A 19,407-nucleotide genomic window follows, 5' to 3' on the forward strand; every position below is an offset into this window, starting at 1 on the left:
TCTGTAGAAAATTATAGCAAATTTTATGTTAAAATAGAGCTATGAAAAAAATCACAGACTACCGGGCCCTGGCCTTTTTTGACCTGGATGGCACCCTCTTAAATGCAGAGAGCAAGGTCGACGCTGAGGTGGCTTGGGCCATCGCTAAGATTCGTGAAAATGGTGTGTTGCCACTAATTGCGACTGGGCGGGGCCACTTTGAGCTGGGCCCTATCATGGAGGCCACTGGCATCACTGGAGCCATTGCCATGAACGGCCAGTACATCGTCTTGGACGGCGAGGTGCTCTATAAGGAGGCAATTCCCAAAACGAGCATTAAAAAACTAGCTGAGGCTGCACAGAGCCAGCAGGAGGCCCTGGCCTATTATGATGACAATGGCTACTGGGTCGACCAGATGAATGACTTTGTCAAGCGTGCCTATGGCCATACTCACATGCCACTGCCAGCGGTCGATTCTGAAAAGGCCTGGCAAGGTGAGGTCTACATGATGCTGGCCCTGACTGACCAGCTCTCTCAGGTTGATTTCTATAGAGAGGCTGTGCCTGAGCTTAATTTCTTTATGAACACGCCGACCTCGATTGACATCACCAATATCTCGACCAATAAGGGGACGGGCGTCAAGCATCTCAAGGAGGTCCTCGGATTTACCGGCGAGACTTACGCTTTTGGTGACGGCCGCAATGACCTGCATTTGCTTTCTGCCTGCGACCATAAGACAGCCATGGGCAATGCTGTGCCTGAGTTGATGGAGCTGGCGGATTTTGTGACGACAGCAAATACAGATCATGGGATTGTAAATGCTTTTGAGCATTGGGGGATTTTGTAAGCATCTCAAAAAGAGCCAGTCTGACTGGCTCTTTTTTCTTATGATCAATACTTTGCTGTCACTTGCGAAGCCTCAGCTCAATATACATCCTTTCAGTGTCCAATTCTGATGACCGAAATTTTGATATTATCATCATCGATGAGAGCAAGCACAGGGTAATCACCGATACGATATCGCCACTCACCAGAATGATTCTCAACCAAAGCTTTCCCGTGAATTCTTGGGTTTTCGCAGTTTTCCAGATTTGTCATGATCTCTTTTGCTTGATGTCAAAAAAAACGCCTATAGAGTATACAGAAGCACAATAAAAGCACCAGCCTAACCGCTTGTGCTTTTTAGCGAAAGTTTACAATTAGTGAGCGACTTCAATATAAGGTAGTTCGCTAGTGTATGTATAATACGAAATTCCTGTGTTTGTATCCTTACGTATCATGTTCACAGCTGCAGAATTTGGTGAAGAATCTGGAAGTTCACTGATGTTTCTAGGAGCAGCAACTCCTAGTCCGTGAGAGGGGTTGATCATAATCTGTTTAAAGTCGGCTTGGTTTGCTGTTGCCCAGACATAGAACACTTGAGCCAGATATTTATAATCTAGTACAGGTTGCCCAGTTAGATTAACTATACCGACCGTTCCCCGATACAAGCTTCCGTCCGCTCCCGGTAAGCTATTGGTGTGATAAGGCGAAATGTTGTTATTCCAGAAGTAATCCGCCCGCTTTTGAAGATTCGCCTGAAGGTCTGACGAAAATGGCGTCACTGTATAGCCATTCTTCTTTTGGTTTTCATTTACAATCGCAGTATATGCTTGTCCCAACTTAGTTTTATCAATTTGATTCCAAGCATCGATGGCGTCTTGCTTAGCCTGAGCCTTGGTGTTTAACAAGACATGTCTGGCAGCTGGGCCTGAGCCAGTTGTAGCCGCACTTCCAGCAGCCGTCGCATACCAGGCAATGCCTTCATACTTCCAGCCTTGGCTCTGAAGCACTTGCTTCTCATTGGCGTTCGCAGTGTTTAAGTGAGCACCGATACCGGCCTTCGCATTAAACATACGGTAGACCGGCACCTTCCCCCCTGAGTGGAAGGCCACACTTTCATAACGCCATCCTTGACTAGACAAGACAGATTTTTCATTAGCATCCGTCGTGAAGAGATGTTCCCCTGAAGCTGGATTATACAAACGATAGACGTTCGCACCCGTTGATGGCTCGTCAAAGGTTACGGTATCTTCATGCCAGTATTTAGAAAGGATTGGAAGCGTCTACCACTCATTATAGCTTGCGTAGAGGTGTTCACCAGTAGCTGAGTTGAAGTTACGGTAAACAGTATCTGCCTGTGCATTTGCTGAAGCGACCACAGAGCCAGCAAGCACTGCGAGGGCTACTGCCGATGTGCTAATGATTTTCTTATTGATTTTCATAAAAAGCCTCCCCTTAATAAAGCCACTCAATGTTTAGCCGTTAAATTTAGCATATTTTTTGAAAAGTCTTGCATCTGCTGCTTCAATTCTTAATAAAATCGTCATTATGAAAGCCTTTTCTCTATATCATCATTATATACCTTTTTTTTTCGTGAAATCAATACAAGGACTTATAGAATATGCGAAGGAATTTGAAAAGTGAATATCTTAGGCTAGCACTTGCCTTAGGATTTGAGTGTTGAGGCAAAAAAGTTCTCCCGGACCTTTTTTGGCTCCCAACACTACACGAAGGAGGAAAATTGCATTTTCCTTATCTGCAACCTCATTTTGATTGTTGGGGCCAAAAATGGTCCCCCGGAACATTTTTCACTCCCAACACTACACGAAAGAGGAAAGTTTCACTTTCCTTATCCACAACCTCATTTTGAGCGTTAGGGCAAGAAAAGCTCCACTGGAGCTTTTCTTACTTCTAACGCTACAAAATGACCCCTGCCGGATTCGAACCGGCGACGAGAACTTAGGAGGTTCTTGTTATATCCAGCTTAACTAAGGGATCAAAATAAAGGATTCATCCTTTTTAATCAGCATCATAGACAATGCCCGCCCGCTCACGCATCTTGTAAGAGGTCTCAGCCACGGCAAGAGCGTAGTCCATCAGCTCCTGATATGCGGCCTGCTGGCCAGCAGGGTCATTGAGAATCCCTGCAAAATCAACAGCCTCATCATAGAGATTATGCTTGGCTGGCTTGCAGACGAGCTTTTCTTCATTGCCTTCGAGGTCAATGAATTTTGCTGACTTGATTTCAGAGATGGCATCAAGGACCAGCGTCCCTGTCGTCGTGTAAATCTCTGAAGGCAGGTAGCTATTAAAATTACCTGCATTTTTTACAGCGACCTTGTAATTGCCATAATCAAGGCAACCCACGCCTGAAAGGTCAACGCCTGAAGGCAGAACCACAGCATTGTAATAGGCAGAATCAGGCTTGCCAAACCAATAAACAGAGCCGTAGAGCATATAGACACCGAGATCGGCTAAGAGGCCACCTGAGAAAGCTTTATTAAATTTATTAGGCAATTTCTTACCTTCAAGGAGGGCCGGCATCTTAGACGAGTACTTCGAGTAAGTAAAATCAGCCCCGATGACTTCTTTATCCGCCAGGAAGTCCTTGATTTTCTTGTAGGCATCTTCGTGGATGTTTCGGGCCGCCTCAAAGAAGAGCTTGCCCTTGCTCTCAGCAAGAGCGATGATTTCTGCCAATTCTTTGGGATTAGAGAAGGCTGGCTTTTCGACGATGACATTGTGGCCAGCCTCGATAGCGAGCTTGGCATGCTCAAAGTGCAGGCTGTTAGGGCTTGCAATGTAGATGACATCCAGGTCATGCTGGAAAAATTCGCCGAGTTCATTGTAGACGGCTACGTGGTCCCAGTCTTCCGTAAAGGAGACGGCTCCAGCAAGCGTCCTTGAATAGACGGCATCAATATCGTATTGCTTTGTGAGTAGGGCAGCTTCAACAAATGATGAAGAAATCCAACCTGTACCAATCACGCCAAGCTTTAGCATGTTTTTCTCCTTATAGACTTGCAATTTCGTTCTTCTATTATATCAAAAGGAGACTGAATTTTCACATCTCAGTGGATTTGAGGGAAATATGATAAAATGGATACAAACTCATATATAAAGGATGACCAATGAAAAAACCTCTCATCATCGGTGTTACCGGAGGCTCTGCTTCTGGTAAAACCTCTGTTTCCCACGCCATTCTCGATAATTTTGAAAATGAAAAAATTGCCATGATTGAGCATGATAGCTACTATAAGGATCAGTCTAATCTGACTTTTGAAGAGCGGACCAAGACCAACTATGACCACCCGCTGGCCTTTGACACCGACCTCCTCATCGCCCAGCTCAAGGAGCTTTCTAGCGACCGGGCGGTTGATATCCCGACCTATGACTATGCCAATCACACCCGGAGTGACAAGACCAAACGCCAAGAGCCCGTCGATGTTGTCATTGTCGAAGGCATCCTGGTCCTTGAAAATGAAAAGCTCAGAGACCTCATGGACATCAAGATTTTCGTCGATACTGACGACGATGTCCGCATCATCCGCCGCATCCGTCGTGACATCGAAGAGCGGAGCCGGACGCTAGATTCTGTCATCGACCAATACCTCAATGCCGTCAAACCCATGTATCATCAATTCATCGAGCCCACTAAGCGTTATGCCGATGTGATTATCCCCGAAGGGGTGTCAAATACTGTTGGTGTGGATATTTTGATTACTAAAATTGCCAGTATTCTTCAGGGGGGGAATTAGGAATTTACTCCTGTATTTGTCCCGTTTCGTTCCGGAAATTCTGAAAAGCACTGTGAGGCACAGAAGCAGACAGTTTTGCTGACTCATTCTTAAATGGCGAGCCCTTTCGGTCTCGCCATTTGCCTTTTTCACAGTGCTTTTCAGAATTTCCTCCACTGCACTCGTGCCAGTTATTTATCTTAATTTAGTGTTTTAAGCTTCCTATGTTCGATTTATTCCTAGTCTAAAATTGTACAATGAGTGGAAGCCAAAGGGCTCCAAGCACTGTGAAAAAGGGAAGTTTGGAGACATTAGGCTCCAAACTTAGCAATGGAAGCGAAGCTTCGCTTGTGACCTCACAGTGCTTGGAGCCCTTTGGCTGGAACGATTAGTCATAGAAAAGTAAGCGAAAAAAACGCTTACTTTTCTTCTCATTTATGATATACTAGAGCTATTAAAAGAAAGAAGGAATCACTCATGGAACTTTTTGAATCGTTAAAGACTAAAATCTCTGGCAAGGGCCTCAAGATTGTCTTCCCTGAAGGTACGGATGCCCGTATCTTGGGAGCAGCCAACCGCCTGAATGCCGACCACCTCATCACACCAGTCTTTATCGGCAATGTCCAAGAAGTGACAGACACTCTCAAGGCCCGGGGGATTAACCCTGAAGGTTTTGAAATCTACGACCCCAACAACTGCGGTCGCTTTGACAACATGATCGAGCTCTTTGTTCAACAGCGTAAGGGTAAGGCTACAGCTGAGCAGGCCAAGGAAATCCTGAAAGACCCTAACTACTTTGGCACCATGCTGGTCTACATGGGCATCGCTGACGGCATGGTCTCTGGTGCCATCCACTCGACTGCTGACACGGTCCGGCCTGCCCTGCAAATCATCAAAACCAAGCCAGGTGTGAAATCTGTTTCTGGTGCCTTTATCATGACCAAGGGCCGTGATGACAATGAAAAATACATCTTTGGCGACTGTGCCATCAACATCGAGCCAGATGCTGAAACGCTGGCTGACATTGCCTACGCTTCTGCTCAGACGGCTGAAGTATTCGACATCGACCCTAAGGTGGCCATGCTGTCCTTCTCTACTTTGGGTTCTGGGAAATCTGATGACGTGACTAAGGTGGTCGAAGCCACTAAATTGCTTAAAGAAGCCCATCCAGAAATCCAGGCTGACGGCGAACTCCAATTTGATGCGGCCTTTGAGCCATCCGTTGCCCGCCAAAAGGCTCCAAACAGTCCGGTAGCCGGCAAGGCCAACGTCTTCATCTTCCCAGACATTCAAGCCGGCAACATCGGCTACAAGATTGCCCAACGCCTCGGAAACTTTGAAGCTATCGGTCCAATTCTGCAAGGCCTGAACAAGCCTGTCTCTGACCTCTCTCGGGGCTGTAATGAAGAGGACGTCTATAAGCTGGCAATTATCACTGCTGCTCAGGCGATGTAAGCTTTTAATAAATGATGTAAAACAAAAGCTCCTCTAGCAGGAGCTTTATTGTGTTCTTTTCTTTATATTATGTAAACTATTTCTTTCCGAAATGAGCCGCTACAGCCCCACCGCCAAACATCTGGTAGCGGACATCCTTGAATCCAGCTTCCTCAAACAAGCCTTTAAGCGTCTTCGCATCTGGAAAATCCTGGGCTGACTTTTGCAACCACTGGTATTCCTTGTAGGACTTGGCAAAAATCCGGCCGAAGGCAGGCATGATATGCTTGAAGTAGAGCTCAAAGCCCTGCTTGTAGACCGGCAGCGTCGGGTGGGAGGTGTCGATGCAGACGACCTGACCTCCTGGCTTGAGGACCCTGCGGATTTCTTTGAGGACGGTCAGATAATCGGGCGTATTTCGCAGGCCATAGCCGATCGTGACCACATCAAAACTGTCATCAGCAAAGTCCAGCGACATGGCGTCTCCCTGAATCAGCTTGACATTATTCAGCCCCTGGGCTGATAGCATCATGAGCTTCTTCTCTGCAATTTGGAGCATATTTTCAGAGAAATCAAGACCAGTGACATGCCCTTCCTGACCAACAGCTTCTGCCAGGTCAAAGGTCCAGTCGCCCGTCCCACAGCAGAGGTCGAGGACGGCTCCAGCTTTAGGAATCGTCATCTTCTTCATCGTGCTTGCCCGCCAGCGGTCGTGCTGGCGGAAGCTGATGATGGCGTTCATCTTGTCATAGTCTCCTGAGATTTTATTGAAAATTTCATGGACACGTTCTTGGTTTACCTTATTTGTCATGTTTTAAGTATAGCAAAAAAATCCCCCCAATCGGGAGATTTCCTTATTTCACAACAATATTCACCAACTTACTAGGCACAGCAATAAGCTTCACAACATTGCCGTCAGGCTTCACTGCATCCAGTGCCAGCTGGCCCATGGTCTCCCGGTCGGTATCCTTTGGAATCACAAGCTTCTGCTTGAGTTTGCCGTTGACTTGGACGACGATTTCGACTTCGGCTTCGACGAGCTTGCTTTCGTCATAAGCTGGCCAAGCCACATAAGAGATGCCGTCAGCCTCGCCGAGGAAGCTCCAGAGCTCTTCTGCCATGTGTGGGGCGATTGGAGCGAGGAGTTGGACAAAGCCTTTGGCATAGGCCTTAGGCAGGCTTGCTTCCTTATTAGCAGCATTGACGAAAATCATGAGCTGAGAGATAGCGGTATTGAAGAGCATGCCTTCGAGTCGCTCTGTGACGTTCTTGACGGTCTCGTTGTAGACCTTGTCGAGCTTGCCATCATTGTCATCAGAGAGACTAGCCGAAGTAATCAAACGCCAAGCCCGGTCAAGGAACTTGCGAGAGCCCTCGAGGCCTTCTTCTGACCAGGCGATGCTGGCGTCGAGCGGTCCCATGAACATCTCATAGACACGCAATGTATCAGCCCCATAGCGTTCAACGACATCGTCAGGATTGACGACGTTCTTGAGTGACTTGGACATCTTGGCTGGAGCCTGTTCGAGCGCTTCGCCATTTTCGATATTGAAGAACTTCCCGTCACGTTTTTCAACCTTATCGGTCGCCACCAAAGCTCCCCGACTATCACGGTATGAAGTCCCCAGAATCATCCCTTGGTTAAAGAGTTTTTGGAAGGGCTCTTTGGTCGGTACGACACCAAGGTCATAGAGGAACTTATGCCAGAAACGGGCGTAGAGCAAGTGCAGGACGGCGTGCTCAGCCCCACCGATATAGATGTCAACCGGCAACCAGGCCTTCAAAAGCTCAGGGTCAGCCAATTGCTGGTCATTTTTAGGGTCAATATAGCGGAGATAATACCAGCTAGAGCCCGCCCATTGTGGCATGGTATTAGTCTCACGCCGGCCCTTCACGCCGTCTTCACGAGTGACGGTAAGCCAGTCGGTCAGATTGGCCAATGGGCTTTCACCAGTACCTGAAGGCTTGATGTCGCTGGTCTTTGGCAGAATCAGTGGCAGTTCGCTTTCAGGGACAGCGCTCGAAGTCCCGTCTTCCCAATGAATCACAGGAATTGGCTCTCCCCAATAACGCTGACGGCTGAAGAGCCAGTCACGGAGGCGGTAGGTAATCTTCTTGCTACCGACTTCTTTTTCTTCCAGCCAACTCAAGATTTTCTCGATGGCTGTGGCCTTGTCCAGGCCGTCCAGAAAGTCCGAATTGATGTGGACACCGTCTTCAGTGAAAGCTGATTCATCGACATTGCCGCCCTCAAGGACAGGAATGATTTCAAGGCCAAAGGTCTTCGCAAATTCCCAGTCACGTTCATCGTGGGCAGGTACAGCCATGATGGCTCCGTGGCCGTAGCTGGCCAGGACATAGTCGGCAATCCAGATTGGGATTTCCTTACCGTTGACTGGATTGACCGCATAGGCACCTGTGAAGACACCGGTCTTGTCTTTGGCCAGGTCGGTCCGGGCCAGGTCAGACTTGAGGGAGGCTTCGTGCTTGTAGTTGTCGACGGCTTCAGCCTGCTCAGGCGTCTTGATGCTGTCCACTAGTGGATGCTCAGGGGCAAGGACGGCGTAGGTCGCACCAAACAGCGTATCAGGACGGGTCGTAAAGACCGTGAAATCAAGCTCAGTCCCTGCGACCTTAAAGTTCACATCCGCACCGCTGGATTTCCCAATCCAGTTGCGTTGCATTTCCTTGATAGACTCAGGCCAGTCGACTTCTTCCAAGTCTTCGAGCAGGCGTTCTGCATAGGCTGTGATCTTCAGCATCCATTGACGCATGGGCTTGCGGACAACAGGATAGCCGCCACGCTCAGAGGTCCCGTCGGGCAGGACTTCTTCATTGGCGATGGCAGTGCCCAGTTCTTCGACCCAGTTGACGGCCACTTCTGCTTCATAGGCTAGGCCTTTTTCATAGAGCTTGGTGAAAATCCATTGGGTCCACTTGTAGTATTCTGGGTCAGTCGTGTTGATTTCACGCTCCCAGTCATAGCTGAAGCCCAGGGCGTTGATTTGCCGCTTAAAGTTGGCGATGTTTTCAGCCGTAAAATCAGCTGGGTCATTGCCTGTGCTCATGGCATAGTTTTCAGCAGGCAGGCCAAAAGCGTCCCAGCCCATTGGATGAAGGACATTGTAGCCCTGTGCCCGCTTGAAGCGACTGAGGATGTCGGTCGCTGTATAGCCTTCTGGGTGGCCAACGTGGAGGCCGGCGCCAGATGGATAAGGGAACATGTCTAAAGCATAGAAATTCTTCTTGCTTGCGTCAGTTCCAGTGCGGAAAGTCTGGTTCTCCGCCCAGTATTTTTGCCATTTTTGTTCGATTTGCTTGTGATTATATTCCATAGTTATTCCTTAAAATAGATTGCTTCAATTATATCAAAAATTAGGCGATATTGTAAGCCGGGCTCATGCCCCTTTTGCTTTCAAAAAAGCGACCTGTTGGTCACTTTTTCCTTAAAATTCTTTTAATACATGTGGCTCATAGAGGGGGGTCAATGGCCGGTGCTCATGGATTCTTACAATCGCATCAGCCAGGAGCGGAGCAATCGAAATCTGCACAATCTTCTCGCAGGCCTGATGGGCTTCTGGCAGGTCAATCGTATCAAGAACGACCAGCTTGTTGATGCCTGAGGCTGTGATCCGGTCAATGGCAGGACCAGAGAGGACACCGTGTGTACATGAGGCGTAGACCTCAGTGGCACCCAGTTCCTTGAGGGCATTAGCTGCCAGCGTAATGGTGCCGGCTGTATCAATCATGTCGTCAATCAGGATACAACGCTTGCCTTCGACGTCCCCGATGATGTTCATGATTTCCGCCACATTAGCCTTTGGCCGGCGTTTGTCAATGATGGCAATCGGAGCCTTCAAGAAGGCCGCAAGCTTGCGGGCACGGCCCACGCCACCGTGGTCAGGCGAGACGACAACCAGATCGTCAGAGGCTGATAGGCCATGGCGGATGAAGTATTCTGCAATTAATGGAGCCCCGACCAGATGGTCAACAGGGATGTTGAAGAAACCTTGAATTTGTGGGGCATGGAGGTCAAAGGTGATGAGGCGGTCAGCCCCAGTCTTTTGAAGGACATTGGCCACCAGCTTTGAGGCGATAGGCTCACGGGCCCGGGCCTTGCGGTCTTGTCTGGCATAGCCATAGTAGGGCATGACCACATTGATGCTGGCTGCTGAAGAACGCCGGAGAGCATCCATCATGATTTGCAACTCCATCAGATTGTCATTGACAGGGGCACTGGTAGACTGGAGGATGTAGACGTGCTCTCCACGCACACTCTCGCCAATCTGGATGCCAGTTTCTCCATCAGAGTAGGACTGGACCTCGACCTTACCGAGCTCAATGCCAATCTCAGCAGCGACTTTCTTGGCAAGTTCCCGATTTGACGAGAGGGCAAACAACTTCATGTTTGAATAGGACATGGACTACCTTTCTTAAATAAACAGCTAAATATCAGAAATTGAGATAGTTATATTTTACCTTGAATAGGGGATTTTTTCAAGCCGGGCTATATCGTCTCAGAGCTGTGACCTTATTTCAAAGGACTTCCTGTACTATCAAAGCTCTTCTCCTGCTGGAAACTGCTATCTGCTGGAATGGTACCGAGTTGTTGAATGGCATTGACAAAGATGTCTGTATCATCGACCTGGAAACCTGTCACATCAGTAACTGTTGGCCGAGCAAAGGCTTCAAAGCCATCACCACCGCCACGCAGGAAGTTGTTAATGGCCACATGATAGCTCTTATCGAGCTCAACTGGACTACCATCTAGGAAGCTCATCTTGCTCACGACATATGGCGATTGGTTAGGGTGGACGCCAGAAGCTAAGTCAGGATTTGTGGTTACGCTGTATTTGATGCCATATTCCTGGAGGAAGAGGCCTGAGCCACTGCCGGCATCTGGAGCATGGTAGGTCTGTTCATTGAGGGCAGCGAGGATTTCACGGCCGGTCATATTGACGACCTGAATCACGTTTCTGAAAGGTTGAACAGCCTGGGCCTGCCCCCAAGTGATGGTGCCGTCATCATTTTTCTTGAGGTCGGCCCGGATACCTCCATTATTGGTGAAGGCGACATCGACCTTGACATTATTGGCATTGGCTGCATCGTATTGAGCCTTGGTAATAAATTGTCCTAAAAGACTCTCGCCAAGGTCTGTCGGACTGATGTTTGGACTGCCGTTGATTCCTGAAATATCAGGAAGGCCTGAGACGGGCAAGAAGGCCTTGCCCCCACGACCGCTTGACAAGATTGGGTTTCCTGGCCGATAAGTCGCACCATCAGCATATTTACCGATAGGTTGATTGGCGATTTGGTCAGTAATGGCAGAGGCCTTGTCCACGATATTTTCTACTGTGGCATCTGCTTTAACGCTTGCATCTGTCCTTTGTCCATTGCCGTCGATAGAATAGCTGGTCGTTGGCACAATCTTAGCTGTTGGCGTGGCTGTGAAGTCCTGCGTCTTGGTATCATAAGTCGCATTGACATTGTCAAAGGCCATCCCAAAGGAAAGGGCTTGAACCACACGAATTTTACCTACGACACCGTTGGTAAAGGTGTGAGAGTGGCCCGCGACATACAAATCTACTGAATTTGAAGGGTCAATCTTATCCAGCTTATTGATGATGTCTGCGGTCTCGCCGTAGACTGGCTTATTAGGGTCATTATCTGTATTGTCTGAAGCTGTATGGCCTAGGACAACGATAGCATTGATTCCTTGGGCTTGGAGTTCTTTGGAGTATTTTGCAATCGCCTCTGATGGGTCCCCAAAGTTATAGGCTTCGACCTTGTCTTTAAGGACGATACTTGGGGTTTCTTGAGTAATGACACCAATAACCCCGATTTTCACCGTCGTACCATTGGCCGTCTTTTGATTCAAAATCGTGTAGGGCTTATAGCCATTTGGAATCTTGCCGTCAGACTTGTTGGTCAGATTGGCCACGACAATCTGGTAGCCTCCTGAAAGCTGGTCACTTGAAAATTGATTATAGAAGCCTGCAGCCAGCTTGTCCAAGTTTGATGTAGGGTTGCTCACAGGATTTTTCCCCTGCATGATCGTATTGAGCTGGGGAAGGCCCTTATCAAATTCGTGATTGCCAAGCGTCCCCACCTGAATCTTCATGGCATGAAGGGCAGCAATCGTCGGCTGATCATAAATGAGGGCTGATTGGGCTGGGCTCGCCGAAATCATATCCCCAGCTTCAAGGCGAAGGCTTAGACCGTTCTTGTTTTCGCTCAGGTACTGACTTGAGGCCTGATTGAGATAGCCTGCAAGCATCGCAGCTGTCCCGGTATAGTCCGTGGTTTTTCCTGTTGGATCCCCTGTAATGGCCGGCAGCGTCACTTTTTGATTGGCGGTTGCGACATTGCCGTGAAAGTCATTGATACCCAAAATTTGGACGGGGACCTTTTCAGCTTGTGGACTGGCCTGCTTATAGGCGTACCAGGCGATGCCCTCATATTTCCAGCCATGTTCCTTGACCAAAACATCCCGCTCATAGCTACTTGCTGTATTGAGGTGAGAGCCTACACCCGCTGCTGGATTGTAGAGGCGGTAGACCGCTTGGCCTGACTTATCAGCAGAGTGGAAAGAGATGCCTTCTGCTGTCCATCCTTGACCAGTTAGGACAGTCTTTTCATAGCTCGAACTTGTATAGAGGTGTTCGCCAGACTTAGGATTATAAAGGCGATAGATTGCGGAGCCCGATGAGGGTTGTTGCCAGGCTTTGCCTTCTGCTGTCCAATTTTTATCAATCTTTGGAAGCTGACTATTTTCATAGCTTGAGCTGGTCCAGAGGTGGGCATGATTGACCTTGTTATAGAGGCGATAGACATCTTGTGGCTTTGAGCTTTCAGCATGGGCCGTTAGACCCACCAGAGAAAGGCTCATTACTGCTGTAGTAGCAAAGCCAATTTTGACTGCGGTTTTCATTAGGACTCCTTTTAGAATATTTTTCTTTCATTATAGCAAATATTATCAGAATGTAAATGCTTTCTTTTGGTTTTATTAAAAAAACTGCATTTTTCATCTGTCATTCCTGAACAATAAAAAGAAAGCCCTAAAAGAGCTTTCTATCTTAAATCGTCCTTGTCACAAAACTCCGACTCTCCATCACCTTCAAAATCGCCGCAGCCGTATCAAATGAAGTAAAGAGTGGAATCCCTCGGCTGATCGCCTCCTGACGAATCCGGTAGCCATCGGTCTCAACAGAGCTGTCCCGCTTGCGACCCATGGTATTGATAATCGCCTGAATCCGGCCCTGACGCATGTCATCGATCACGGTGCCTTCTTCTTCGTCAGCCCCTTCTAGCTTACCGACTTCACGCACATAGAGGCCATTTTCAGTAAAGAACTCAGCGGTCCCTGCGGTCGCCGCCAGCGAATAACCAATCTCTGCAAAGCCTTGAGCCAGGCCCAGAGCCTCTTCCTTGTCATCATCAGCAATCGTAAAGAAGACTGTCCCGTAGTCATCCATGTGGAGCTTGGCCGCTTCAAAGCTCTTATAGAGAGCCTTTTCAAGCGTATAATCAGAGCCCATGACCTCGCCGGTCGACTTCATTTCAGGTCCCAAGATGCTATCGACCTTGGAGAGCTTGCTAAAGCTAAAGACTGGAGCCTTGACGTGGACCATGTCAGGCGTCTCAGCCAGGCCTGCTTTGTAGCCTAACTCAGCCAACTTCTTGCCCAAAATCATCTTGGTCGCCAGCTGGGCCATCGGGATGTCTGTAACTTTTGATAAAAATGGCACGGTCCGTGAGGCCCGAGGATTGACCTCGATGACATAGACCTCATCTTCAAAGATGACAAACTGGACATTCATCATGCCAATGCAGTTCAGGCTCAGGGCCAAGCGCTTGGTATAGTCGACAATCTTGTCAATGATCGCCGGACTAAAGGTTTGTGGCGGATAGACAGCCATCGAGTCGCCCGAGTGGACACCGGCCCGCTCGATATGCTCCATAATGCCTGGCAAGAGGACATCTGTCCCATCACAAATCGCATCGACTTCACATTCTTGGCCGACCAGATAGCGGTCGACGAGGACAGGATGCTCAGGTGAAGCCTTGACCGCCCGATTCATATAATTTCTCAGGTCAGCTTCGTTGCTAACGATTTCCATGGCACGGCCTCCGAGGACAAAGCTGGGACGCACAAGGACAGGGTAGCCGATGGCCTTAGCATTGGCGACTGCCTCTTCTTCATTGGTGGCTGTGGCTCCAGGCGGCATCGGGATGTCAATGGCATTCAGCGCTTTTTCAAACTCGTCCCGGTCTTCTGCCCGGTCCAGGTCTTCAACCTGTGTACCGAGGATAGTCACACCGCCCTGAGACAGGGGCTCTGCTAGATTAATCGCTGTCTGCCCCCCAAATTGCACAATCACGCCCTTTGGTTCTTCCAAATCGATGATGTTCATCACGTCTTCAAAGGTCAAAGGCTCAAAGTAGAGCTTATCAGAGATAGAGAAGTCGGTAGAGACGGTCTCGGGATTCGAGTTAATGATGATGGCTTCATAGCCCATGGACTGGATGGCTTTGACAGAGTGGACGGTCGCATAGTCAAACTCGACCCCTTGACCAATCCGGATAGGGCCAGAACCCAGGACGATGATCTTTTCCTTGTCGGATTTGACCGATTCATTTTCAAAGGCATAAGTACTATAAAAGTAAGGTGTCGTCGACTCAAACTCAGCCGCACAGGTGTCGACCATTTTGTAGACTGGCAGGAGGCCAATGTCCTTACGACGTTTCCGGACCTCTTCAGGCTTGATTTTCCATAGCTCAGCAATCTTGCGGTCAGCAAAGCCGTTTTTCTTGGCCTGGCTCAAGAGGTCGGTGTCAAAGACATTCTTTTCGAGCAGTCGCTCCAGCTCAACGATATGGAGGAGCTTATCAAGAAAGAAAATATCGATTTTTGTGAGCTCGGCAATCTTTTCGATGCTCATGCCCCGACGGATAGCCTCAGAGATATAGAAGAGCCGGTCGTCTTGGACCTTGACCATCTTCTCGAGAATCAGGTCGTCATCGGCTTCAACAGCTTCTTCAAGCTCGTTGTGATAGGCTCCGATTTCAAGCGAACGGACAGCCTTGAGCAGGCTTTCTTCGATGTTGCGGCCAATGGCCATGACCTCACCTGTCGCCTTCATCTGGGTGCCCAGATGGCGGTCGCCATTTTCAAACTTATCAAATGGGAAGCGAGCAATCTTTGAGACCACATAATCAAGAGCCGGCTCAAACATGGCGTAGGTCGTGCCAGTCACAGGATTGATGATTTCATCAAGGGCCAGACCGACCGCGATCTTAGCTGACATCTTGGCAATCGGATAACCTGTGGCCTTTGAAGCCAGGGCTGATGAGCGTGAAACCCGGGGGTTGACCTCGATGACCCTGTATTCATAGCTCTCAGGGTCGAGGGCCAGCTGGACGTTACAGCCCCCCTCGATTTTGAGGGCCCGGATGATGTTGAGACTGGCATCACGCAGCATCTGGTTTTCCACGTCCGTCAGTGTTTGAGTCGGTGCAAAGACAATCGAGTCGCCAGTGTGGACGCCGACCGGGTCAAAGTTTTCCATGTTGCAGACGACGATCGCGTTATCTGCAGAGTCCCGCATGACCTCGTATTCGATTTCCTTGAAGCCGGCAATGGATTCTTCAATCAGGCACTGGGTCGCAGGGCTCAGCTTCAGGCCATTCGCCACCACTTCACGCAGGCTCGCTTCATCGTCACAGATACCGCCACCGGTCCCGCCCATGGTAAAGGCCGGCCGGACAATCAGCGGATAGCCAATCTTGTTGGCAATCTCAACAGCCTCATCTACCGTCGTCGCAATGTCAGATTTACAGAGGGGCTCGCCAATCTCTTCACAGAGTTCCTTGAAAAGCTCCCGGTCTTCGGCCCGGTCAATGGCTGAGAGTTTGGTTCCGAGCAGTTCAATCCCAAGCTCATCAAGAATGCCGGACTTGCTTAGGTCCATAGCCATGTTCAAGCCGGTCTGACCGCCAAGTGTAGGTAAAAGCGCGTCTGGCCGTTCCTTGCGAAGGATCCGGCTGACGAACTCTACAGTAATAGGCTCAATATAGACCCGGTCAGCAATTTCACGGTCGGTCATGATGGTCGCAGGATTAGAATTAACCAGCACCACCTCATAGCCTTCTTCTTTGAGGGCCAGACAGGCCTGAGTCCCTGCATAGTCAAATTCAGCGGCTTGTCCGATGATGATAGGACCACTACCGATAATCATGATTTTCTTGATGTCTTTACGCTTTGGCATATTTTCTTCTCCTTTTGTACAAAAAAACACCTGCCAAAGACCAAGCAAGTGTGCCAAAATAGAGCAGACTAAAATACGCCTACTTTCCCGTCACAACTTTCTTAGCCTCTCTGGACTAGATTAAAAGTTTTCTGAGCTTATTATAGCAGGTTTTTTGGGTGGGGTCAAATGAGAGTGGATTGATGTATATGAAAGTTAATCAAAGCTAGCTAGGCCCCTCATTTTCACAAGTACAAGTTAAGGCCAGGAAAAAAGAAAAACGCTGACAAGAGTCAGCGTTAACTCAGTTAGTAGGCTGTCAAGAAACCTGACTCCGTTTCTTCTAAGCAATCCAGTCAGGCACTTCTATCCCCCTTAGTCATTATATTAAAATAAGATTCCCTTCTTATGTTACAATATAACTATGCCCAAAAGCCTAGTAACAAAGCAAAAAAGAAAAAATAAATACAGCCTCAAATTTCTCCTCGTCATCTTTCAGGTCCTGATTGTCCTGGCCGTCTTGGCCGGTCTCATGTCTGCCAGGGTCGACGATACGTCAGACCAGGTTTCAGACAGCTCGCTGAATAGCCAGCTGACGACCATGACCGAGTACAACTTCATCCGTGACATTGGCCCGCTAGCCCAGAAGGCCTACCAGAAATACAAGATCCTGCCTTCATTGACACTGGCCCAGGCGATTCTGGAGAGTGATTTTGGTCAGAGCGGCCTTGCTGCTAAATACCACAACCTCTTTGGAGTCAAGGCCTACGGTAATGTACCGACCGTCTCACTGGATACCCAGGAATTTGAAAATGGCCAATGGATTACGATTAAAGGCCAATTCCGGGTCTATGACAGCTGGCAGGACTCGGTCAACGGTCACAGTCAGCTCTTTGTTGAAGGGACGACCTGGAATCCCAAGCAATACGCCTCTGTCCTTGCGGCCAAAGACTACAAGACAGCGGCTAAGGCTGTCCAGACCTCCGGCTATGCGACCGACCCCGACTACTCGACCAAGCTGATTAGCATCATCGAAAAATACAAGCTCAACCAATACGACAAAGCATGATTAAATTTCTAAAAGACCTCAAAATGAAGCCCCTAGACCTTGTGATTATCGCAAGCCTTTTTCTGGCTTCATTTTCTGTCTTTTTTATTTTTCATGAAGAAGAGCAGGGCTATTTTGCCCAGGTCAGGGTCGATGGCAAGGTCTTAAAGACACTCAACCTCAAGCAGGACCAGACCTGGACATATGCAGACAACGGCGAGCAAAACATCATCGAGGTCAAGGATAAAAAGGTCCATGTGAGAGAGGCCAACTGTCCTGACAAGCTCGACGTCCGTCAGGGCTGGATTTCCAAGGTCGACCAGTCCATCGTCTGCCTGCCCCATCAGCTCGTCGTCGAGGTCATCTCCGGCGACAAGCAGGAAGGGGTGGATTATCAATTATGAGAAATGAAAAGATTTATCTTTCAGTTTTAACTGCGATTGCCGTCCTGCTCGGAATCTTTGAAAACATGATTCCCGCCTTCTTTGCCTTTGCACCAGGGGCTAAAATTGGCCTGCCCAACCTGATTATCATCATCGCCATGTTTACGCTCAACTGGCGACAGGTCTGGACCATTCAGATTCTGAGACTGGGCTTCACCGCTCTCTTTACAGGCTTTTCCGTCTTCCTCTATTCTTTTGCCGGGGCCGTCTTGAGCCTGCTTGCCATGTATGTGGTCAAGCAGTTCGGACCCAGGCTCATTTCGATGATTGGGATTTCAGTGGTGGGTGGCTTCTTTCATAATCTCGGCCAGCTTCTGGTCGCGAGTCTCATTGCCCAGAGCCCCCAGGTCCTCTACTACCTGCCAGTGCTTACGATTTTCGGCCTCTTAGCTGGCCTCGCCATCGGCGTCGGAGCCAATCAGATGATTCTGAGGGTTGAAAATATTAACAGATTATTTAATAATAAAAACAAGGAGTGGCTTTCATGAAAAAGGAAGAATTTTATCAAGCATTAGGCAAATTTAACATCGTACTCACAGACCAGCAAAAGGCTGACTTTGAGCTCTATTTTAAGCTTCTAGTCGAATGGAACGAAAAGATGAATCTGACCGCCATCACAGATGAGGAAGAGGTCTATCTCAAGCACTTCTACGACTCGGTCGCACCAGTGCTCTATGGACTGATTAAAAACGAGCCGGTCCGCCTGCTCGACATCGGGGCTGGTGCTGGCTTCCCAAGCCTACCCATGAAAATCCTCTGCCCTGAGCTCCAGGTCACGATTATTGATTCACTGAACAAGCGGATTAACTTCCTGACTCATTTAACTGACAGTCTTAATATGGAAAATGTCAGTCTTCTTCATGGCCGGGCAGAAGACTTCGGCCAGAACAGCAACTACCGGGGCCAGTTTGATCTGGTCACTGCCCGTGCCGTCGCCCGCCTCAACGTCCTCTCTGAGCTGACCCTCCCCTTCTTGAAGAAGGAGGGTCGACTCTTGTCACTCAAGGCCGCCCAATTTGACGAGGAGCTCGTCGAGGCCAAAAATGCGATTGCTCTTCTCGGAGCCAAGTTTGAAGAACAAATCGACTATAGCCTGCCTGATGAGTCAGAACGCCATATTGCTGTGATTTCTAAGAAAAAAGAAACCCCAAATAAATACCCCCGAAAGGCCGGAACGCCGAATAAAAAACCGCTCTAATCAGCGGTTTTTATTTCGTCTTATCGATTTTCTTGGTCAGGTTCGACACCAGGACTGAAATCGAGACAATCGCTGTGAAACTCCCCATGACTTGTGCTGGAGCGGTCAGGGCAATTGTCAGAAAAATCGTCAGCAGGATAAAGGTCAGGTGGACCCGCCGGTACTTGGTCCAGTAACGGGAGAGAAAGCCCTTGTCCAGGTACTCCTCGCCTTCAAACTTCACGACCTGCCAGGAATGAACGACCGTCGTCACGATAAGGTCCAGGACCAGCATATAGACCAGGACCATCACAAAGGCAATCGCGACGCCTTTGAAATCAATCCCAGACAGGATATTATAGAGGGTCTGGGTCTTGCTGTCAATCTGCTGGAGCTCATCTCCGATAAAGCGATAGGCCCCAAAGAAGACATAGGCTAAGAATACGGCAATAAAGCCTCCGATGAGGACAATGAGAATATGTTTTAGTTTTTTCACTTTTTAACTCCAAAGCCTAAGAT

At 48.7% G+C, this 19,407-nt stretch carries 17 protein-coding genes and 1 tRNA gene; 7 read left to right on the top strand and 11 right to left on the bottom strand.

What is annotated here, in order from left to right; all coding sequences use genetic code 11:
• The first annotated feature begins 41 nt into the window (after positions 1-41).
• Positions 42-827 carry a Cof-type HAD-IIB family hydrolase gene (locus NtB2_RS06295; RefSeq protein WP_109246102.1) on the top strand — a complete coding sequence of 262 codons (786 nt, stop codon included), beginning with the start codon at positions 42-44 and terminating at the stop codon, positions 825-827.
• Positions 828-919: 92 nt separating this feature from the next.
• Here NtB2_RS06295 and NtB2_RS06300 read toward each other — a convergent pair whose 3' ends face one another.
• From NtB2_RS06300 to NtB2_RS06315, 5 genes are all read right to left on the bottom strand, one after another.
• The gene (locus NtB2_RS06300; RefSeq protein WP_109246103.1) at positions 920-1,078 is read right to left on the bottom strand and encodes a type II toxin-antitoxin system RelE family toxin; all 159 of its coding nucleotides are present in this window, start codon (positions 1,076-1,078) and stop codon (positions 920-922) included.
• A 101-nt stretch (positions 1,079-1,179) separates the two neighbouring features.
• Positions 1,180-2,076 carry a hypothetical protein gene (locus tag NtB2_RS06305; protein ID WP_439956813.1) on the bottom strand — a complete coding sequence of 299 codons (897 nt, stop codon included), beginning with the start codon at positions 2,074-2,076 and terminating at the stop codon, positions 1,180-1,182.
• 9 nt (positions 2,077-2,085) lie between these two features.
• Positions 2,086-2,244: a hypothetical protein gene (locus NtB2_RS08645; protein ID WP_165814972.1), complete on the bottom strand. Its 159-nt coding sequence runs from the start codon at positions 2,242-2,244 to the stop codon at positions 2,086-2,088.
• Positions 2,245-2,727: 483 nt separating this feature from the next.
• Positions 2,728-2,800 (bottom strand) — tRNA-Arg (locus NtB2_RS06310).
• A gap of 21 nt (positions 2,801-2,821) precedes the next feature.
• Positions 2,822-3,805: a Gfo/Idh/MocA family protein gene (locus NtB2_RS06315; protein WP_109246105.1), complete on the bottom strand. Its 984-nt coding sequence runs from the start codon at positions 3,803-3,805 to the stop codon at positions 2,822-2,824.
• Between the two features lie 128 nt (positions 3,806-3,933).
• Between NtB2_RS06315 and udk the strand changes: the two genes are divergently transcribed.
• Positions 3,934-4,560: a uridine kinase gene (gene udk / locus NtB2_RS06320; RefSeq protein WP_109246106.1), complete on the top strand. Its 627-nt coding sequence runs from the start codon at positions 3,934-3,936 to the stop codon at positions 4,558-4,560.
• A gap of 456 nt (positions 4,561-5,016) precedes the next feature.
• Positions 5,017-5,994 carry a phosphate acetyltransferase gene (gene pta, locus NtB2_RS06325; RefSeq protein ID WP_109246107.1) on the top strand — a complete coding sequence of 326 codons (978 nt, stop codon included), beginning with the start codon at positions 5,017-5,019 and terminating at the stop codon, positions 5,992-5,994.
• A gap of 76 nt (positions 5,995-6,070) precedes the next feature.
• On the opposite strand, the gene NtB2_RS06330 is transcribed toward pta, so the two are convergent.
• The 5 genes from NtB2_RS06330 to carB all read right to left on the bottom strand — a co-directional run bounded on the left by NtB2_RS06330 (position 6,071) and on the right by carB (position 16,241).
• Positions 6,071-6,784 carry a demethylmenaquinone methyltransferase gene (locus NtB2_RS06330; protein ID WP_109246108.1) on the bottom strand — a complete coding sequence of 238 codons (714 nt, stop codon included), beginning with the start codon at positions 6,782-6,784 and terminating at the stop codon, positions 6,071-6,073.
• 43 nt (positions 6,785-6,827) lie between these two features.
• Positions 6,828-9,308 (bottom strand): leucine--tRNA ligase, encoded by a 2,481-nt coding sequence (gene leuS / locus NtB2_RS06335; protein ID WP_109246109.1) that lies wholly within the window; start codon positions 9,306-9,308, stop codon positions 6,828-6,830.
• A gap of 111 nt (positions 9,309-9,419) precedes the next feature.
• The gene (locus NtB2_RS06340) at positions 9,420-10,394 is read right to left on the bottom strand and encodes a ribose-phosphate diphosphokinase (protein WP_109246110.1); all 975 of its coding nucleotides are present in this window, start codon (positions 10,392-10,394) and stop codon (positions 9,420-9,422) included.
• A gap of 110 nt (positions 10,395-10,504) precedes the next feature.
• Positions 10,505-12,904 carry a 5'-nucleotidase C-terminal domain-containing protein gene (locus NtB2_RS06345; RefSeq protein ID WP_109246111.1) on the bottom strand — a complete coding sequence of 800 codons (2,400 nt, stop codon included), beginning with the start codon at positions 12,902-12,904 and terminating at the stop codon, positions 10,505-10,507.
• A 145-nt stretch (positions 12,905-13,049) separates the two neighbouring features.
• Entirely contained in the window at positions 13,050-16,241 is a 3,192-nt protein-coding gene (gene carB / locus NtB2_RS06350) for a carbamoyl-phosphate synthase large subunit (RefSeq protein ID WP_109246112.1), read from the bottom strand.
• A 403-nt stretch (positions 16,242-16,644) separates the two neighbouring features.
• Here carB and NtB2_RS06355 point away from each other — a divergent pair, with 403 nt between their 5' ends.
• The 4 genes from NtB2_RS06355 to rsmG are packed head-to-tail and all read left to right on the top strand — an operon-like array spanning position 16,645 to position 18,909.
• On the top strand, positions 16,645-17,289 hold the full coding sequence (locus tag NtB2_RS06355) for a glycoside hydrolase family 73 protein (protein WP_109246113.1): 645 nt from the start codon (positions 16,645-16,647) through the stop codon (positions 17,287-17,289).
• Positions 17,286-17,672 carry a NusG domain II-containing protein gene (locus NtB2_RS06360; RefSeq protein WP_109246114.1) on the top strand — a complete coding sequence of 129 codons (387 nt, stop codon included), beginning with the start codon at positions 17,286-17,288 and terminating at the stop codon, positions 17,670-17,672. The genes NtB2_RS06355 and NtB2_RS06360 overlap by 4 nt, the downstream gene beginning before the upstream one ends.
• The gene (locus NtB2_RS06365; protein WP_109246115.1) at positions 17,669-18,199 is read left to right on the top strand and encodes a Gx transporter family protein; all 531 of its coding nucleotides are present in this window, start codon (positions 17,669-17,671) and stop codon (positions 18,197-18,199) included. The genes NtB2_RS06360 and NtB2_RS06365 overlap by 4 nt, the downstream gene beginning before the upstream one ends.
• The gene (gene rsmG, locus NtB2_RS06370; protein WP_109246116.1) at positions 18,196-18,909 is read left to right on the top strand and encodes a 16S rRNA (guanine(527)-N(7))-methyltransferase RsmG; all 714 of its coding nucleotides are present in this window, start codon (positions 18,196-18,198) and stop codon (positions 18,907-18,909) included. Before NtB2_RS06365 ends, rsmG begins: the two co-directional genes overlap by 4 nt.
• Positions 18,910-18,919: 10 nt before the next feature.
• On the opposite strand, the gene NtB2_RS06375 is transcribed toward rsmG, so the two are convergent.
• Complete coding sequence (locus tag NtB2_RS06375; RefSeq protein ID WP_109246117.1) at positions 18,920-19,384, bottom strand: hypothetical protein; 465 nt, start codon at positions 19,382-19,384, stop codon at positions 18,920-18,922.
• Positions 19,385-19,407: the final 23 nt, after the last annotated feature.

This window comes from Lactococcus termiticola, from assembly GCF_003116835.1.
GTDB lineage: Bacteria > Bacillota > Bacilli > Lactobacillales > Streptococcaceae > Lactococcus > Lactococcus termiticola.

Excerpts from the sequence above, each read along its gene's own strand:
- NtB2_RS06295 (WP_109246102.1), top strand. The coding sequence starts at position 42 with ATGAAAAAAATCACAGACTACCGGGCCCTGGCCTTTTTTGACCTGGAT.
- NtB2_RS06315 (WP_109246105.1), bottom strand. The coding sequence starts at position 3,805 with ATGCTAAAGCTTGGCGTGATTGGTACAGGTTGGATTTCTTCATCATTT.
- carB (WP_109246112.1), bottom strand. The coding sequence starts at position 16,241 with ATGCCAAAGCGTAAAGACATCAAGAAAATCATGATTATCGGTAGTGGT.
- pta (WP_109246107.1), top strand. The coding sequence starts at position 5,017 with ATGGAACTTTTTGAATCGTTAAAGACTAAAATCTCTGGCAAGGGCCTC.
- NtB2_RS06355 (WP_109246113.1), top strand. The coding sequence starts at position 16,645 with ATGCCCAAAAGCCTAGTAACAAAGCAAAAAAGAAAAAATAAATACAGC.
- NtB2_RS06340 (WP_109246110.1), bottom strand. The coding sequence starts at position 10,394 with ATGTCCTATTCAAACATGAAGTTGTTTGCCCTCTCGTCAAATCGGGAA.
- udk (WP_109246106.1), top strand. The coding sequence starts at position 3,934 with ATGAAAAAACCTCTCATCATCGGTGTTACCGGAGGCTCTGCTTCTGGT.
- rsmG (WP_109246116.1), top strand. The coding sequence starts at position 18,196 with ATGAAAAAGGAAGAATTTTATCAAGCATTAGGCAAATTTAACATCGTA.
- NtB2_RS08645 (WP_165814972.1), bottom strand. The coding sequence starts at position 2,244 with ATGAAAATCAATAAGAAAATCATTAGCACATCGGCAGTAGCCCTCGCA.
- NtB2_RS06330 (WP_109246108.1), bottom strand. The coding sequence starts at position 6,784 with ATGACAAATAAGGTAAACCAAGAACGTGTCCATGAAATTTTCAATAAA.
- NtB2_RS06300 (WP_109246103.1), bottom strand. The coding sequence starts at position 1,078 with ATGACAAATCTGGAAAACTGCGAAAACCCAAGAATTCACGGGAAAGCT.
- NtB2_RS06345 (WP_109246111.1), bottom strand. The coding sequence starts at position 12,904 with ATGAAAACCGCAGTCAAAATTGGCTTTGCTACTACAGCAGTAATGAGC.
- NtB2_RS06360 (WP_109246114.1), top strand. The coding sequence starts at position 17,286 with ATGATTAAATTTCTAAAAGACCTCAAAATGAAGCCCCTAGACCTTGTG.
- leuS (WP_109246109.1), bottom strand. The coding sequence starts at position 9,308 with ATGGAATATAATCACAAGCAAATCGAACAAAAATGGCAAAAATACTGG.
- NtB2_RS06365 (WP_109246115.1), top strand. The coding sequence starts at position 17,669 with ATGAGAAATGAAAAGATTTATCTTTCAGTTTTAACTGCGATTGCCGTC.